Origin of the sequence: Bradyrhizobium sp. WSM471 (assembly GCF_000244915.1) — a bacterium.
Lineage (GTDB): Bacteria > Pseudomonadota > Alphaproteobacteria > Rhizobiales > Xanthobacteraceae > Bradyrhizobium.
Map to the genome: position 1 here is coordinate 5,003,430 of NZ_CM001442.1, position 14,513 is coordinate 5,017,942.

Consider the following 14,513-nt stretch of genomic DNA (forward strand, 5'->3'; position numbering starts at 1 on the left):
GATGAAGGCGCTGGTCTGGCACGGCAAGGAAGACATTCGTTGCGACACCGTCACCGATCCTGAGATTCAGGATCCGCGCGACGCGATCATTAAAGTCACGAGCTGCGCCATCTGCGGCTCCGACCTGCACCTCTTTCACAACTACATTCCGGGCATGCTGCCCGGCGACATCATGGGCCACGAGACCATGGGCGAAGTGGTCGAGGTCGGCTCAGGCGTCGACGGCAAGCTGAAGAAGGGCGACCGCGTCGTCGTGCCCTTCACGATCATTTGCGGCGAATGCGACCAGTGCAAGCGCGGCAATTTCTCGGTCTGCGAAACCACCAATCGCAAGCGCCATCTGGCGGACAAGGCGTTCGGACACACGACGGCCGGCCTGTTCGGCTACACCCATCTGACCGGCGGCTATCCCGGCGGCCAGGCCGAGTATCTGCGCGTGCCGTTCGCCGACGCCACCCACATCAAGGTGCCCGACGGCATTCCCGACGAGAAGCTGCTGTTTCTCAGCGACATCTTCCCGACCGGATGGCAGGCCGCCGCGCAATGCGACATCGAGCCGACCGATACGGTCGCGATCTGGGGCTGCGGTCCCGTGGGACAGATGGCGATCCGCAGCGCCATCCTGCTCGGCGCCAACCAGGTGATCGCGATCGACTGCCTGCCCGAACGGCTCAGCATGGCCGAAGCCGGCGGCGCCACCACCATCAACTTCGAAACCGAAAGCGTCCTGGAGCGGCTCGAGGAGCTCACCGACGGCAGAGGTCCCGAAAAATGTATCGACTGCGTCGGGATGGAGTCGCATGTGATGGCCTCCCTGCCCGACACGCTGCTCGATCGCGCCAAGCAGATGGTCATGGTGGAGAGCGACCGGCCGCATGTGCTGCGCGAGATGATCTATGTTTGCCGCCCCGGCGGCATCATCTCGGTGCCGGGCGTGTACAGCGGATTCTCCGACATGCTTCCGATGGGCGCCTTCATGAACAAGGGCCTGCAGATGCGCACCGGCCAGACCCACGTCAACCGCTGGACCGACGACCTGCTCCATCGCATCGAGGAAGGCCAGATCGATCCGTCCTTCGTCATCACCCACACCGTCCCGCTTAGCCAAGGCCCCGAGATGTATCAGGTGTTTCGCGACAAGCGCGACTCCTGCGTCAAGGTCGTGCTGAAGCCCTGAGGAGCAAGGCCCATGTTTCATTTCTCCAACATCGTTCGCACCAAGGGCGATCCGAAAATCGTCGAGGGTGGCCCGAGCCTGAAGCGGCCCGAAGACCAACTCGCCCGCGCACTCGGCTGGTTCAGCATCGGTCTCGGCGTCGTCGAATTCTTCGCGCCGCGGCGCGTCACGGAAACGCTGGGCATGGAAGGTAGCGAGACGCTGGTCCGTGCCTTCGGCGTGCGGGAAATCCTTGCCGGGGTCATGACCCTCTCGGTCGAGAAGAACGCCGGCCTGTGGGCCCGCGTCGGTGGCGACGGCCTCGATGCCGCCGCGCTGCTCTCGGGCATGACCGCGGACAATCCCAAAAAGGGCAATATCGCGCTGGCGCTGCTGATGGTTGGCGGCATCGCGATGCTCGACTACCGCGCCGCGCAGGACACCAAGCCGCAACGGCCGCCGCGCGACGCCCGACGCAAGCTGTATCCGAACCGCAGCGGCTTTCCCAAGGGCATCGAGAGCGCCCGAACCGCGGCCAAGCAGATCGCAGCCCACGCGGCGGCACGGACCTGAGGACGCACGACGAGGTGATGCAAGGCAATGAGCGAGGCGTCCCGTGACGAAGGTGCGTGGTGGGAATCCGCCGTCATCTACGAGATCGCACTGATCTCGTTCCAGGACTCGGACGGCGACGGCAAGGGCGACCTCGCCGGCCTGACCTCGCGCATCGACTATCTGAAATGGCTCGGCGTCGACGCGGTGTGGCTGACGCCGATCTACAAGAGTCCGTTCCGCGACCTCGGCTACGACATCTCCGACTACTGCTCGATCGACCCTGCGTTCGGCAGCCTCGAGGCGTTCGACCGCCTGCTCAAGGCCCTGCACGCCGCGGAGATCCGCGTGATCCTCGATCTCGTGCCCAACCATACTGCGAACGATCACGCATGGTTCGTCGAGAGCAGCAGCTCACGAAACAGCGCGAAGGCCGATTGGTACATCTGGGCCGACGCGGCCGAGAACGGCGGCCCGCCCAACAACTGGCTAAGCCGCTTCGGCGGCAGCGGCTGGGAATGGTGCGAGGCGCGGCGGCAATATTACTATCACTCCTTCCTGGTCGAGCAGCCCGATCTGAACTGGCGCAACCCGCAGCTGCGCGCCGCGATCGCCGATGCCATGCGCTTCTGGCTCGATCGCGGCGTCGACGGATTTCGCGTCGATGCCAGCGCGGTGCTGATCAAGGACGCGCTGCTGCGCGACAATCCGCATAACCCGCAAGCGAAAGGCAAGCCGCCGCCGCAGCGCCAGACACCCGTCTTTACCGACGATCGGCCGGAGACGATGGATTGCATCGAATTCATCCGCGAGGTGATCGACGGTTATCCAGGGCGCATGTTATGCGGTGAAGTCCAGGGCAAGACCGACCGCATCGGCCACTTCTACGGCAACGACCGGCCGCGCCTGCATCTGCCGCTCAATTTCGCGCTGCTGGACTCGCAATGGGACGCGCTGTCCCTGCAGGCAACGATCGATGCGTATTTCAACGCCATCCCGGATCATGCATGGCCGGTCTGGGTGATCGGTGGTCACGACAAGCAACGGATCGCGAGCAAGATCGGCGAGCCGCAAATGCGCGTGCTGGCGATGCTGCTGCTGACGCTGCGGGGAACGCCGTTCTTCTTCATGGGCGACGAGATCGGCCGCAAGCGCGTTCCCATTCCGGCCGACCGCGTCCGCGATCCCTTCGAGATGCTCGTGCCGGGATATGGCCTTTGCCGTGATCCCGAACGCGCGCCGATGCGATGGGATGACAGCAGCAACGGCGGCTTTACCACCGGCGATCCATGGCTGCCGCTCGAGCCGCCCGACGGCGCGGCCAACGTGGCCACGCAGCAGCGCGATGCGCGTTCGATCCTGGCGCTGTTTCGCGCGCTCATGACGCTGCGGCGCGAGCACGCGTGCCTGCGCCACGGCGGCTACGAGCCGCTACGCTCGCAGAACGACGTTCTTGCCTACAGGCGGACGGATGGCGGCAGGGAAATTCTGGTCGCGCTCAACATCGCCGCCGAGCCGCGGAAATGGCATTGGCAAGGTCGCGGCCGCCTGCTGATGTCGACGCATCTCGACCTGCCGTCCGAGCCGTTGCCGGGCGCCACCATCCTGCTCCGCGGCAATGAAGGCGTGATCATCGAACTCGAGCCAAGATGACGGCCGAGGAACCATCCGCGCGTCAGCGCGTCTCATCAACGCTTCCGACGTCCCCCCCTGCCGGAGGCTGAATAGAGGAAACCGCGGCCCCGGCGCTCATCCCCTTCAAGCGCCGGCGCCGCGGCGTGAGCCTGGAGGCAGACCATGAGCAAGACCAAGGGCCTCGGTCAGCGGATCGCTGGCAAGGCGAAACAGGCGGTCGGCGAGATCGTCGGCGATCAGGATCTCCACGAGGAAGGCAAGGAGCAAGCCGAGCGCGGCCGGGACGAACAGAGCAAGCCGAGCGAGCTCAATCCGTTGAAGAAACTCAATCAGCTGACGTGAACGCCGCCGCGCCGTCAACCATTTCCAGTTCAATTCGTCCCGGTGATGAAGCCGCCTCACGGCGACGCTCGCGCTGGATCGCCGCCGCCGAACTCGGCCTGATCAGCAGCACCTTCTCGACCATCGTCAGCCAGCTCTTCGCCGCGCGGATCGGACGCGATGCCGCCGTCGACTGGATGACGGTCGCCGCCATCCCCGCGCGCGATTGGGCGATCAGCGCAGAGCCGTCGTGGAGCGCGATCCTTGCCGGGATCGCCTTTCACCAATGGGCGGACTTCTCCTGGGCGCTGGTGTTCTTCGGCCTGCTCGGGCGCTGGACCGCCGACCTGCGGCCGCTGGCGATCCTGCTGCTCGCCCTGCCCTGGGCCGTGTTCTCGTCAAGCATGGAATGGTTCGTGCTGGTGCCGCTGTTTCCGTTCTGGCAGCCGCTGTTCACGCTGCAGCAGCCGTACTGGATCGGCCTGCTCGTCCATGGCTCCTCCGCCGTGATGTATCCCCTGTTCGCCCGGTTGCGCTGGAGACGAGGCGCGGCACCCGCGCGCGATGTTCGCTTCACCAATGCCTGGACCACCGGCGCGATGGCTTTGATCGTACTGCTCGGCGCGGCCGCGTTGTTCGGCAGCCATGGTTACGAGCCGCCATGGATGGGCCGCGACAGGGACGCGGACCAGACTTACATCCGTCATATGACCGCGCATCACGCCCAGGGCATCGACCTGGCGCGGATCGCCGCGGAGCGCGCGCAGGACCCGCATCTGCGAAAGCTGGCGATGCTGATGGTCGCAAGCCAGACCGGCGAGAACCGGATTTTCGAGACCTGGTGGCTGAGCTGGTTCGACACCGAGATGCCCGATTGCAGCTCGGACGAACGTGCCGCCATGCCGGGCTTCCTGACACAGGCCGAGATGCGACAGGTCAAGGCCGCGCCGGCGGACCAATTCGACACGCTGTTCGTCGAGACCATGAGCAAGCATCACGCCGGCGCGGTCAGGATGGCCGACCAGATGTGGCATAGCGGCGGCGATCTGCGCCTGCGTGTGATGGCCCACGCCATCCGCCACGAGCAGCAGGGCGAGATCGCGCTGATGCACGGCGCCAGCGGCATTGCCGTCGTCGCCACCGCCTTCCGCAACATGCTCGGCGACAATGTCAATTGAGCGGATCGTCCCCTACTCGCGCCAGAACTCGGCCAATTCCTCGGCGGTCATCAGATCGACCTGACCGTGAAAGCGGGTGCGGTACATCGTCATCAGTGCATCATGGCCGACGTCGGACGAGCTGCACAGCGCATCCTCGACGATGACGACCCGAAAGCCGAGATCGACGGCGCTCAGGACCGTCGAGAGCACGCAGACGTCAGTCTCTGCGCCCGTGATCACGACCGTGCCGACGTTCTTCTCGATGAGCAGGCTCGCGAGGCCGGGATTGCTGAATGCCGAATAGGCCGGCTTGTCGATGACGGCAGCCGGCGGAACGAAGCGGCTCAAGGCCGGCACGAGTTCGAGACCGGATGGCGGCAGATGCTTGCGGGTCGCCTCTTGCCAGCGACGAAAATAGCGCTGCCACTGTCCGGGCCGATCCTCCGGGTTCTCGGGCGTGATAAATCGCGTGAAGATCGTTCTGGCCTGATGGCGCGAAACGATCGAGGCGATCGTCGGCAACACTCGCGCCATCCATGGCGTCTCCCAGAGACCGCCCGGAGCGAAGATGTTCTGCATGTCGATGCACAAGTGAACGGCGTCGCCGATGTCGGTCACTTCCGACGCGCTGTCTCTCATCGTCCTTCACCGTCGAACCATAGCCACGCGCCGCAGCCGGCATTTGCGCAGCGACCTCACCGACTGCAAATGCGATCCCGACGATCATCGTTCCCCATCACGCGCGATCCAGCCGCAGCGCCGAATCGAACAATGCCGGCGCCATGGAATGAGGACGATCATCGCTTTATCGGAACGGTGCTCGGGACCCCGGCTCACGTCGGCAGCGCCATTCGGGCCCTGCGCAGCAACGCCCCCGGAGGGCATCAATAACCAAGGAATATCAATACCGAGGTGGCCAAATGGTGCGCTCGGAGGGACTCGAACCCCCACGATTTTACTCACTGCCACCTCAAGGCAGCGCGTCTACCAATTCCGCCACGAGCGCTTTTGGGGATGCCGGCTTGAGGCTTGAAGGCCAACCGGATCAACGGCGCCGATCTAACAAATCCGTCAGAGGGGTACAAGCCTCCAAAGGCCCTGAATTCCACAAGCTTGGCAGGAAAGTTCCGGCTCCTCGCGCCGGGATCGGCCTTTTCCGCCTGCCCGGGCCGCTACCGTATGCCCAGGCCGCTACCGCGTGCCCGGGATACGTGGCAGCATCTGCTTGACCTCGACCGCGATCCGGTTGCGGTCGACCAGCACGACGCCGGAGGCGACCGGCAAATTATTGGCCAGAACCTTGACCTCGTCGGCCTCGGTTGCGTCCAGCTCGATGATGGCGCCGCGGGAAAGACGTAATACCTGATGGATCGGCATGGTGGTCGTCCCGAGGACGACCATGAGATCCACGGTGACTTTGTCGAGAGTAGGCACTGCAGCACCACCGCAACTTGGGACTAGGACTAGGGACTTGATATTTGCACCTGGGATCATCACCCGGTTATGGTTAGCCAATGGTTAATTCACCCCAAAACCCCCGCCAAAACCAGCGTCAAGAGCTCGATTTGACGGCGTTTTCCGCCTCCTCCGGCGAGCCCGTGGAGTGGCGGATTTCGGACGCGCCCGTGCCCTATCCGGAGGCCGTGGCCGAAATGGAGGCGCGCGTCGCGGCGATCGCAGCGGGTGAAGCTCCGGAGCTGGTCTGGCTGCTGGAACATCCCCCACTCTACACCTCCGGCACCTCCGGCAAGGAATCCGACCTGCTCGATGCCCGATTCCCGATCTTTGCCACCGGGCGCGGCGGCCAGCTCACCTACCACGGGCCCGGCCAGCGCGTGGCCTATGTCATGCTCGACCTGAAGCGCCGGCGGCCGGACGTCCGGGCCTATGTCGCGAGCCTGGAGGAGCTGATTGTGCGGACGCTCGCCGCCTTCAACATCCGTGGCGAGCGGCGCGAGGACCGGGTCGGCGTCTGGGTGAAGCGGCCCGACAAGGGACCCGAGCACGAGGACAAGATCGCGGCGATCGGCGTCCGACTGAAGCGCTGGGTCTCGTTTCACGGCATCGCCATCAATGTCGAGCCGGAGCTGTCGCATTTCGCCGGCATCGTGCCCTGCGGCGTCGCCGATCCCCGCTACGGCGTCACCTCGCTGGTCGATCTCGGCCAGCTCGTGACGATGTCCGATGTCGACGTCGCGCTCCGGCAGGCCTTCGAGGAGCTGTTCGGGCCGACCCGGGCGCTGATCCCGGAAGCCGTCTAACGCTTTCTGTAGAGCGCCCCGCCTCTATCGTTTTCCGCCAATGCGGAATCGGCTAGGCTCGATTCCGGTGTCGCCCACGCCTCCCCCCTCCGCCGGGAAAGCAGATGTCATGCCGGGCGATTTGATCTTCGGACCGACTGTTCGAGCGCCAGGCATAAGGAGGGGTTGCGTTTCAGCTCGCAATGGGAGGTTTTTGCGATGAGACTGTCTGCACCCATCTATCATCTGAAGCGAAGAGCAAAGCGCCTGTCTCGCGAGGAAGGCATTCCGCTACACGATGCGCTCGACCGCATCGCCGCGACGGAAGGCTTTTTCGCCTGGAGCATGCTCGCGGCGAAAGCGGCCGCAGCGAGCCCGGCCAACAGGTTTTTCCCGCAATTCCAACCGGGTGACCTGGTGCTGGTGGGCGCGCGCGCCGGCCAGGGCAAGACCCTGATGAGCCTCGAGCTTGCGGTGGAGGCGATGCGGTCGGGCCACCGCGCCGCGTTCTTCTCGCTCGAATACACCGAGAAAGACGTTCTGGATCGCCTTCGGAGGGTCGGCGTAGACCCGGCGCAATTCGAAAAACTCCTCGAGGTCGATTGCTCCGACGCCATCAGTGCCGATTGCGTCGTCAAGCAGATGGCCGCAGCACCGCGCGGCACGGTCGTGGTGATCGACTATCTGCAACTGCTCGATCAGCGGCGGGAAAATCCCGATCTCACCGTTCAGGTGCGCGCGTTGAAATCATTCGCGCGCGACAAAGGATTGGTCGTCGTCTTCATCTCGCAGATCGACCGCTCCTATGATCCCTCGCTCAAACCCTGCCCTGACCTGGACGATGTCAGGCTGCCGAACCCGCTTGATTTGAAGCTGTTCGACAAGACCTGTTTCCTGAACAAGGACGAAGTTCAGTTTCGCATAGCGAGCTGACGATCAGGAGGCCCAACCGGTTCAGGCCGCGGGTGAGATCGTTCACCCGCGGCCTCCCTCCTCACGCCTTCTCGGGGGAAACCTCGAGCTTGCCGGCGATGTAGCGCCGCTCCTGGGTCAGGCCGCCAAAGCCGTAGGCGTCGCCCTTGACCTCGTCGACATGCAGATAGGTCTCGTGATGCAGCGGACCCAGGATCCCGGCCATGCGCTGGAACATCGCGGCGAGATAGGCGGCCTTCTCGTCCTTGGTATTGGTGCCTTCGCTGACGTGGATGTCGATCCAGTAGCTCGCGAGCTTCTGCTCTGCGAGCGACTTGCCGCCGGCGAACCAGTCGCCCGCCTCGACCGGTTTCACGATGATGGCGGTGACCTCAGGGTCCTTGTGCAGGATTTTTGCGGTGAGTTCGGACACGGCGCTCGCGATGTCGGCCTTCAGCGAGGGCGACTGGCGGGAGGTGGTGTAGGACACGGTGATCAGCGGCATGGTCGTTCTCCTCGGATGTCGCGCAGGTGTTGCGCGGCGTTGATGAGAAGCTAGACCGACCCTCGACATTTTGGTATCTTATCTCTGTTGATACCAGTGATAAGATATCATAATGACAGCAACGCTCGACATCGCCACTGTCCAGGCCTTCCTGCTGGTCGCCGACCTCCAGAGTTTTACGCGCACCGCCGAGGTCCTTGGCACGACCCAGGCGGCCGTCAGCCTCAAGCTGCAACGGCTGGAAACGCTGCTCGGCAGGCGCCTCGTCGAGCGCTCGCCGCGCGCGGTCCGGCTCACGGCAGACGGCGCGACGTTCCTCGATCGCGCCCGCGCGCTGATCGCGGCACATGACCGCGCGCTGTCGGGCGAGGCCTCGCTCGCGCAGTCGCTCTCGCTCGGCATCTCCGACCATGCCGCGGGGCCGGAGCTGGTACCGCTGCTCGAACGCCTGCATGCGATGTCGTCGAACCTCACCCTCGCCGTCACCATCGGCTTCTCACGCGAGATGCAGGAGGCCTATGATTCCGGCCAACTGGATGCGGTGATCGTGCGCCAGGAAGGCAGCCGCCGCGGCGGCGAGAGGCTGGCCGAGGACGAATTCGGCTGGTTCGCGTCAAGACGCTTCACCGTGCCAAAGGGGCAGCCTTTGCCGCTCGCAACCCTCGCTCCGCCCTGCGGCGTCCGCGCCATCGCCGTGCGCGCGCTCGACAAGGCCGGCCTCACATGGCGTGAGCGTTTTGTCGGCGGTGGCGTCACCGCCGTGGTGGCAGCCGCGCTCGCCGGACTTGCCATCGCACCGCTGGCGCGACGGATCGCACCTCCTGGGCTGGTCGACATCGGGCCAGTCCAGAAGCTGCCAAAACTCGGCAGCTCCAAGGTGATGCTGCATTCGAAGGTCAGCGATCCCGCAAAGCTTGCGGCGCTGCGCGCGGTGGCGGCGACGTTCCGGAGCGCGGCGGCGGTCTGACGCCAGACCGGTTTACAAGATCGCCTAACGCTGCGAGCGTCCGCTAGCTTGCGCCCTGCATACGGGCCCGCAATATTGCCTAAAAAGGTTCCAAATCTTCGGAACAATCCGCCACCTACCGCGTTTGCCCCGGTTAAGGCAGGGTCCGGGAATGATCGAGAAGTCTAGTCAGCAGAGGGATTTGTTCGAAAGCGAACGCAGTTTCCGCCTGTTGGTTGAAGGGGTCGCGGACTACGCCCTGTACATGCTGGATCCCACCGGGAGAATCACCAGCTGGAACATCGGCGGCGAGCGCATCAAGGGCTATTCGCCCGGGGAGATCCTCGGCCAGCACTTTTCCCGTTTCTACACCGAGACCGACCGCGCCAACGGCAAGCCCGCCCGGGCGCTCGGGATTGCGCGGGAAAAGGGCCGCTACGAGGAGGAAGGCTGGCGCGTCCGCAAGGACGGCACCTTCTTCTGGGCCAGCGTCGTGATCGATCCGATCTACGAGGCCGGCGAGCTGGTCGGCTTCGCGAAGATCACGCGCGACATCACCGAGCGCCGCAATACCCAGCTCAAGCTCGAGGCGATGCAGAAGCAGCTCGCCGAATCCCAGAAATTCGATGCGCTCGGCCAGCTCACCGGCGGGGTCGCCCACGACTTCAACAACCTCCTGATGATCATCAGCGGCAGCCTCCACATGCTGAAACGAGGGGCCAACGACGACGCCAAGCTTCAGCGCGCGATCTCGGCGATCGAGACCGCTACCAAGCGCGGCGCGGCGCTGACCAACCAGCTCCTTACGTTCGCGCGGCGGCAGAGCGTCAATCCGCAGGCGATCGACTTCGCCGACCGCATCGCGGCGATCCGCGAGGTGCTCGATGCCGGCGTCGGCAGCTCCGTGCGCCTGGCCTTCGACGTCAGCGACGACGTCTGGCCGATCAGGACCGACGTTTCCGAGCTCGAGACCGCGCTGCTCAACCTCGTCATCAATGCCCGCGACGCGATGCCCGACGGAGGCACGGTGACGATCGCAGCGCGCAATCTCGTGCTCGACGAGGATCCCCTCGTGGGCGAATTCATCGCGATCGACGTCAGCGATACCGGCCTCGGTATTCCCTCCGACGTTCTCGACAAGATCTTCGAGCCGTTCTTCACGACCAAGCCGATCGGAAAGGGCACCGGCCTCGGTCTCTCCCAGGTGCACGGCTTCGCCCATCAGGCCGGCGGCACGATCCGGGTCGCGAGCGCGCTCGGCAAGGGCACGACCTTCACCATCCTCCTGCCGCGCGGAGAAGACGAGCCATCGCGCGAGGCGGCGGGAGAACCGGCGTTCCAGGGCAGCGGCACGGTGCTGCTGGTCGAGGACAATCCGGACGTCGCCGCCGTCAGCATCGGTCTTCTGGAGCAGCTCGGTTATCAGGTGCGTCGCGTCGCGGACGCCGAAGCCGCCTTGAGCGAGATCGAGAAGAACGGCGTCGACTTCGTGTTCTCGGATATCGTCATGCCCGGCAAGATGGACGGGCTCAGCCTCGCCCATCACCTCCGCCAGATCCGCCCCGGCCTGCCGATCCTGCTCGCCACCGGCTACAGCGAAGTCGCCGCAGGCGTGCGCGGCGATTTCCCGATCCTGCGCAAGCCCTACGAGATCCACGAATTGAGCGAGGCAATCGCCAAGCTGCCGCGGTGATTCTTGAGCTACACCGTCGGCAACACCGAAAACGCCTCGCCTGCCCGGCGCAAGTTCAGCTCATCGGCGTCGGCCGTCTCGCTGGTGACGCTGTCGACGCGCGAGGACGGCGGGCCGTGGCGGCACAGCGCCACCATGTCGGCGACGTGCTTCGGCGGCCCTGCGAACAGCGCTTCGACGCTGCCGTCGCGGCGGTTGCGGACCCAGCCTTCGAGACCGCACGTCGTCGCCTGATACTCGAGCCAGGCCCGGTAGCCGACGCCCTGCACGCGGCCGCGGATCATGACCTGGAGGATCGCCCGGCTCATTGTTGCAGTCCGAGGACGTCGGCGCTCCGCGCCTTGACGTCGGCCTCCCGCGTGATGCGGCTGGTCAAGTCCGATGACGGGAGGCCTTTGAGATTCTTCGGCGGAGTGCCGTCGCGCAGCGCCTTCTGTGTCTCGTAGACGGCCTGTGTTGCGGCCGCGATCGGCGCATGGCCCTGAAGCGCGATGCGCACGCGCTGGCCAGCGAGGTATTCGAGCACGTTCAACTCCTCCGGCGCGCCGCCGAGCACGATCGGCAGATGCGTGGCGGACGCGACCGCCTCGAGCTCGGCGCGCGACTTGATGCCGGTGAAGAACAGCGCGTCGACGCCAGTAGCCTCATAAGCCCTGGCGCGGCGGATCGCATCCTCGGTCGAAGTGATCGAGGCCGCACCGGTGCGACCCATGATGACGAGCGAAGGATCGCCGCGGCTGTCGAGTGCCGCCTTCATCTTGCCGACGCCCTCCTCCAGCGAGATCAGCTGCGTCTTCGCCTCGCCGAACCCAGCCGGCAGCAGCGTGTCCTCGATGGTGAGGCCGGCGGCGCCCGCCATCTCCAGCTCCTGCACCGTGCGGCGCACGTTGAGCGCGTTGCCATAGCCGTGATCGGCATCGACCAGCACCGGAAGCGTTGCCGCGCGTGACATCCGCCGCATCTGCTCGGCAAGCTCGGTGAGCGTGATCAACGTGATGTCGGGGTCGCCGAGTACCGCGAGCGAAGCCACCGAGCCGCCGAACATGCCGAGCGGGAAACCGAGATCCTCGGCGATGCGGATCGAGATGGCGTCGTAGACCGAGCCGGGATGGACGCAAGTCGCGCCCGACAGGATCGATCGCAATTTTTCGCGGCGGGAACGAAGGGCCATGGTGATGTCTCGGTTAGTGCGAATTGCGTCCCCGCCGTCGTGCTGGCGAAAGCCAGGACCCATTACCACAATTGGATATGGTGGCAGAAAATGACGGCCACCATCGCCATCAACAACTACTCCCTGGGGTAATGGGTCCTGGCTTTCGCCAGGACGACATTGGGCCCCTACGCAAACTCCAAAATCAGCGCGTCCACCGCGAGCGTCGCGCCGGCGCTGGCGTGGATCTTCTTTACGGTGCCGTCCTGTTCGGCGCGCAGCACGTTCTGCATCTTCATGGCTTCGACCACCGCGAGCGTCTCGCCGGCCTTGACCTCCTGCCCCTCGGTCACCGCGATCGAGACCACGAGACCGGGCATCGGACAAAGCAGCTTCTTGCCGGTGTCGGCAGCCGTGGTCACCGGCATCAGCCGCGCCGAGGCAGCTTCCGCTTCGGTCCAGACATAGACCGGCACCTCGACGCCCTGATGCGCGAGGCGGATGCCGTTCGCGATCGGGCGCACCTGCACCGCCACGAGGTGCCCGTCGATGGTGCCCTGCCAGACCGGATCGCCCGGCTTCCACGGCGATTGCAACAGATGCGCATTGCCAGCCTTGCCGTCGGCATCGACAAAACGCACCGCGACCGCCTCGCCCTCGCGCGCGATCTCCAGCAGGATCTCCTGGCGCTCGAGCCAGACCGCACGGCGCCGCTCGCGCTGCACGATGCGGCCGCCCATCTGACCCGAGATCTGCCGCTTGCGCTCGCCGAGCACGTGATCGATGGCGGCACCGACCGCGGCAAGCCGCCGTGCGACCTCGCCCTCCGGCACGCGGACGGCAAAGCCCCTGGGGAATTCCTCGGCGATGAAGCCGGTGGAGAGCCGGCCTTCGCGCCAGCGCGGATGATGCATCAGCGCCGACAGGAACGGGATGTTGTGACGGATACCGTCCACGTAGAACGAGTCCAGCGCGGTGGCCTGCGCCTCGATCGCGGCCGCGCGTGACGGCGCGTGGGTGACGAGCTTGGCGATCATCGGATCGTAATGGATCGAGATCTCGCCGCCCTCCTGCACGCCGGTATCGTTGCGCACGGTGATGCCGTCCTGGCTCGCTTCCGCCGGCGGACGGTATTTCACCAGGCGACCGATCGAGGGCAGGAAGTTGCGGAACGGGTCCTCCGCGTAGAGGCGCGACTCCACGGCCCAGCCGGTCAGCGTGACGTCCTTCTGCGCAATGGCGAGCTTCTCGCCGGCGGCAACGCGGAGCATCTGCTCGACGAGGTCGACGCCGGTGACGAGCTCGGTGACGGGATGCTCGACCTGGAGGCGCGTGTTCATCTCCAGGAAGTAGAAGCTCTTGTCCTGCCCCGCGACGAATTCGACGGTGCCGGCGGAGTCGTAATTCACGGCCTTGGCGAGTGCGACCGCCTGCTCGCCCATCTTGCGGCGGGTGGCTTCGTCGAGCAGCGGCGACGGTGCTTCCTCGATGACCTTCTGGTTGCGGCGCTGGATCGAGCATTCGCGCTCGCCGAGATAGATCACGTTGCCGTGCTTGTCGCCCAGCAGCTGGATCTCGATGTGGCGGGGGTCGACGATGAACTTCTCGATGAAGACGCGGTCGTCGCCGAACGAGGCCTTGGCCTCGGCCTTGGCGAGGTTGAAACCCTCGGCGACCTCGGAGGTCGAATGCGCGATGCGCATGCCCTTGCCGCCGCCGCCGGCGGAGGCCTTGATCATCACGGGATAGCCGATCTCGTCGGCGATCCTGACCGCGTGCGTGGCGTCCTCGATGACGCCGAGATAGCCGGGCACGGTCGAGACTTTTGCCTTCGCGGCAGCCCTTTTGGATTCGATCTTGTCGCCCATCGCCGCGATCGCGCCCGGGTTGGGGCCGATGAAGACGATGCCGGCCGCCTCCAGCGCGCGCGGAAACGCCTCGCGCTCGGACAGGAAGCCGTAACCGGGATGCACGGCCTCGGCGCCGGTCTTGCGGCAGGCCTCCACGATCTTCTCGATCACCAGATAACTCTCGGCCGCAGCCGGCGGGCCGATCAGCACGGCCTCGTCGGCCATCTCGACATGGAGAGCGTCGCGGTCGGCCTCGGAATAGACCGCGACCGTCTGAACTCCCATGCGGCGAGCGGTCTTGATGACCCGGCAGGCGATTTCGCCGCGATTGGCGATCAGAATGCGTTTGAACATGCTTTTCTTGAGTCTCGACCTTGGGCGGGACCCTTCCCT

General features: G+C 65.3%; 15 protein-coding genes and 1 tRNA gene. 9 read left to right on the plus strand and 7 right to left on the minus strand.

What is annotated here, in order from left to right:
* Position 1: 1 nt before the first annotated feature.
* The 5 genes from BRA471DRAFT_RS22445 to BRA471DRAFT_RS22465 all read left to right on the plus strand — a co-directional run bounded on the left by BRA471DRAFT_RS22445 (position 2) and on the right by BRA471DRAFT_RS22465 (position 4,842).
* A complete protein-coding gene (locus BRA471DRAFT_RS22445) occupies positions 2-1,177 on the plus strand; it encodes a zinc-dependent alcohol dehydrogenase (protein ID WP_007611391.1) in 1,176 nt (391 codons plus the stop codon).
* A gap of 12 nt (positions 1,178-1,189) precedes the next feature.
* Positions 1,190-1,729, plus strand: coding sequence for a hypothetical protein (locus BRA471DRAFT_RS22450; RefSeq protein ID WP_007611395.1), 540 nt, complete (start codon positions 1,190-1,192; stop codon positions 1,727-1,729).
* Between the two features lie 27 nt (positions 1,730-1,756).
* A complete protein-coding gene (locus BRA471DRAFT_RS22455) occupies positions 1,757-3,361 on the plus strand; it encodes an alpha-amylase family glycosyl hydrolase (RefSeq protein WP_007611397.1) in 1,605 nt (534 codons plus the stop codon).
* Between the two features lie 144 nt (positions 3,362-3,505).
* Complete coding sequence (locus BRA471DRAFT_RS22460; RefSeq protein WP_007603181.1) at positions 3,506-3,685, plus strand: CsbD family protein; 180 nt, start codon at positions 3,506-3,508, stop codon at positions 3,683-3,685.
* Complete coding sequence (locus BRA471DRAFT_RS22465; RefSeq protein WP_007611399.1) at positions 3,682-4,842, plus strand: DUF305 domain-containing protein; 1,161 nt, start codon at positions 3,682-3,684, stop codon at positions 4,840-4,842. The genes BRA471DRAFT_RS22460 and BRA471DRAFT_RS22465 overlap by 4 nt, the downstream gene beginning before the upstream one ends.
* A gap of 12 nt (positions 4,843-4,854) precedes the next feature.
* Here BRA471DRAFT_RS22465 and BRA471DRAFT_RS22470 read toward each other — a convergent pair whose 3' ends face one another.
* From BRA471DRAFT_RS22470 to BRA471DRAFT_RS22480, 3 genes are all read right to left on the minus strand, one after another.
* A complete protein-coding gene (locus BRA471DRAFT_RS22470) occupies positions 4,855-5,463 on the minus strand; it encodes a cysteine hydrolase family protein (RefSeq protein WP_007611401.1) in 609 nt (202 codons plus the stop codon).
* A gap of 282 nt (positions 5,464-5,745) precedes the next feature.
* Positions 5,746-5,830, minus strand: a tRNA-Leu gene (locus tag BRA471DRAFT_RS22475).
* A gap of 185 nt (positions 5,831-6,015) precedes the next feature.
* Entirely contained in the window at positions 6,016-6,258 is a 243-nt protein-coding gene (locus tag BRA471DRAFT_RS22480; RefSeq protein ID WP_007603171.1) for a FliM/FliN family flagellar motor switch protein, read from the minus strand.
* Between the two features lie 80 nt (positions 6,259-6,338).
* On the opposite strand from BRA471DRAFT_RS22480, the gene lipB reads away from it, so the two are divergent.
* Positions 6,339-7,085, plus strand: a complete 747-nt coding sequence (gene lipB / locus BRA471DRAFT_RS22485) for a lipoyl(octanoyl) transferase LipB (protein WP_007611402.1) — start codon at positions 6,339-6,341, stop codon at positions 7,083-7,085.
* 198 nt (positions 7,086-7,283) lie between these two features.
* Complete coding sequence (locus BRA471DRAFT_RS22490) at positions 7,284-7,997, plus strand: DNA helicase (RefSeq protein ID WP_007611403.1); 714 nt, start codon at positions 7,284-7,286, stop codon at positions 7,995-7,997.
* 61 nt (positions 7,998-8,058) lie between these two features.
* Here BRA471DRAFT_RS22490 and BRA471DRAFT_RS22495 read toward each other — a convergent pair whose 3' ends face one another.
* A complete protein-coding gene (locus BRA471DRAFT_RS22495; protein WP_007611404.1) occupies positions 8,059-8,481 on the minus strand; it encodes a 4-oxalocrotonate tautomerase family protein in 423 nt (140 codons plus the stop codon).
* A 112-nt stretch (positions 8,482-8,593) separates the two neighbouring features.
* On the opposite strand from BRA471DRAFT_RS22495, the gene BRA471DRAFT_RS22500 reads away from it, so the two are divergent.
* Positions 8,594-9,448, plus strand: a complete 855-nt coding sequence (locus BRA471DRAFT_RS22500) for a LysR substrate-binding domain-containing protein (protein ID WP_007611408.1) — start codon at positions 8,594-8,596, stop codon at positions 9,446-9,448.
* A gap of 151 nt (positions 9,449-9,599) precedes the next feature.
* On the plus strand, positions 9,600-11,120 hold the full coding sequence (locus tag BRA471DRAFT_RS22505) for a PAS domain-containing sensor histidine kinase (RefSeq protein ID WP_007611409.1): 1,521 nt from the start codon (positions 9,600-9,602) through the stop codon (positions 11,118-11,120).
* 8 nt (positions 11,121-11,128) lie between these two features.
* Here the strand turns inward: BRA471DRAFT_RS22505 and BRA471DRAFT_RS22510 are convergent, their stop codons facing one another.
* The 3 genes from BRA471DRAFT_RS22510 to BRA471DRAFT_RS22520 form a co-directional block, all read right to left on the minus strand.
* Positions 11,129-11,428, minus strand: coding sequence for an acylphosphatase (locus BRA471DRAFT_RS22510; protein ID WP_007611410.1), 300 nt, complete (start codon positions 11,426-11,428; stop codon positions 11,129-11,131).
* Positions 11,425-12,291: an oxaloacetate decarboxylase gene (locus BRA471DRAFT_RS22515; RefSeq protein WP_007611411.1), complete on the minus strand. Its 867-nt coding sequence runs from the start codon at positions 12,289-12,291 to the stop codon at positions 11,425-11,427. The genes BRA471DRAFT_RS22510 and BRA471DRAFT_RS22515 overlap by 4 nt, the downstream gene beginning before the upstream one ends.
* Positions 12,292-12,458: 167 nt before the next feature.
* The gene (locus tag BRA471DRAFT_RS22520) at positions 12,459-14,474 is read right to left on the minus strand and encodes an acetyl/propionyl/methylcrotonyl-CoA carboxylase subunit alpha (protein WP_007611415.1); all 2,016 of its coding nucleotides are present in this window, start codon (positions 14,472-14,474) and stop codon (positions 12,459-12,461) included.
* Positions 14,475-14,513 lie beyond the last annotated feature (39 nt).

Coding starts and splice junctions, on each gene's coding strand:
- BRA471DRAFT_RS22495 (WP_007611404.1), bottom strand. CDS start 8,481: ATGCCGCTGATCACCGTGTCCTACACCACCTCCCGCCAGTCGCCCTCG.
- BRA471DRAFT_RS22450 (WP_007611395.1), top strand. CDS start 1,190: ATGTTTCATTTCTCCAACATCGTTCGCACCAAGGGCGATCCGAAAATC.
- lipB (WP_007611402.1), top strand. CDS start 6,339: ATGGTTAATTCACCCCAAAACCCCCGCCAAAACCAGCGTCAAGAGCTC.
- BRA471DRAFT_RS22515 (WP_007611411.1), bottom strand. CDS start 12,291: ATGGCCCTTCGTTCCCGCCGCGAAAAATTGCGATCGATCCTGTCGGGC.
- BRA471DRAFT_RS22460 (WP_007603181.1), top strand. CDS start 3,506: ATGAGCAAGACCAAGGGCCTCGGTCAGCGGATCGCTGGCAAGGCGAAA.
- BRA471DRAFT_RS22470 (WP_007611401.1), bottom strand. CDS start 5,463: ATGAGAGACAGCGCGTCGGAAGTGACCGACATCGGCGACGCCGTTCAC.
- BRA471DRAFT_RS22500 (WP_007611408.1), top strand. CDS start 8,594: ATGACAGCAACGCTCGACATCGCCACTGTCCAGGCCTTCCTGCTGGTC.
- BRA471DRAFT_RS22505 (WP_007611409.1), top strand. CDS start 9,600: ATGATCGAGAAGTCTAGTCAGCAGAGGGATTTGTTCGAAAGCGAACGC.
- BRA471DRAFT_RS22445 (WP_007611391.1), top strand. CDS start 2: ATGAAGGCGCTGGTCTGGCACGGCAAGGAAGACATTCGTTGCGACACC.
- BRA471DRAFT_RS22520 (WP_007611415.1), bottom strand. CDS start 14,474: ATGTTCAAACGCATTCTGATCGCCAATCGCGGCGAAATCGCCTGCCGG.
- BRA471DRAFT_RS22490 (WP_007611403.1), top strand. CDS start 7,284: ATGAGACTGTCTGCACCCATCTATCATCTGAAGCGAAGAGCAAAGCGC.
- BRA471DRAFT_RS22510 (WP_007611410.1), bottom strand. CDS start 11,428: ATGAGCCGGGCGATCCTCCAGGTCATGATCCGCGGCCGCGTGCAGGGC.
- BRA471DRAFT_RS22455 (WP_007611397.1), top strand. CDS start 1,757: ATGAGCGAGGCGTCCCGTGACGAAGGTGCGTGGTGGGAATCCGCCGTC.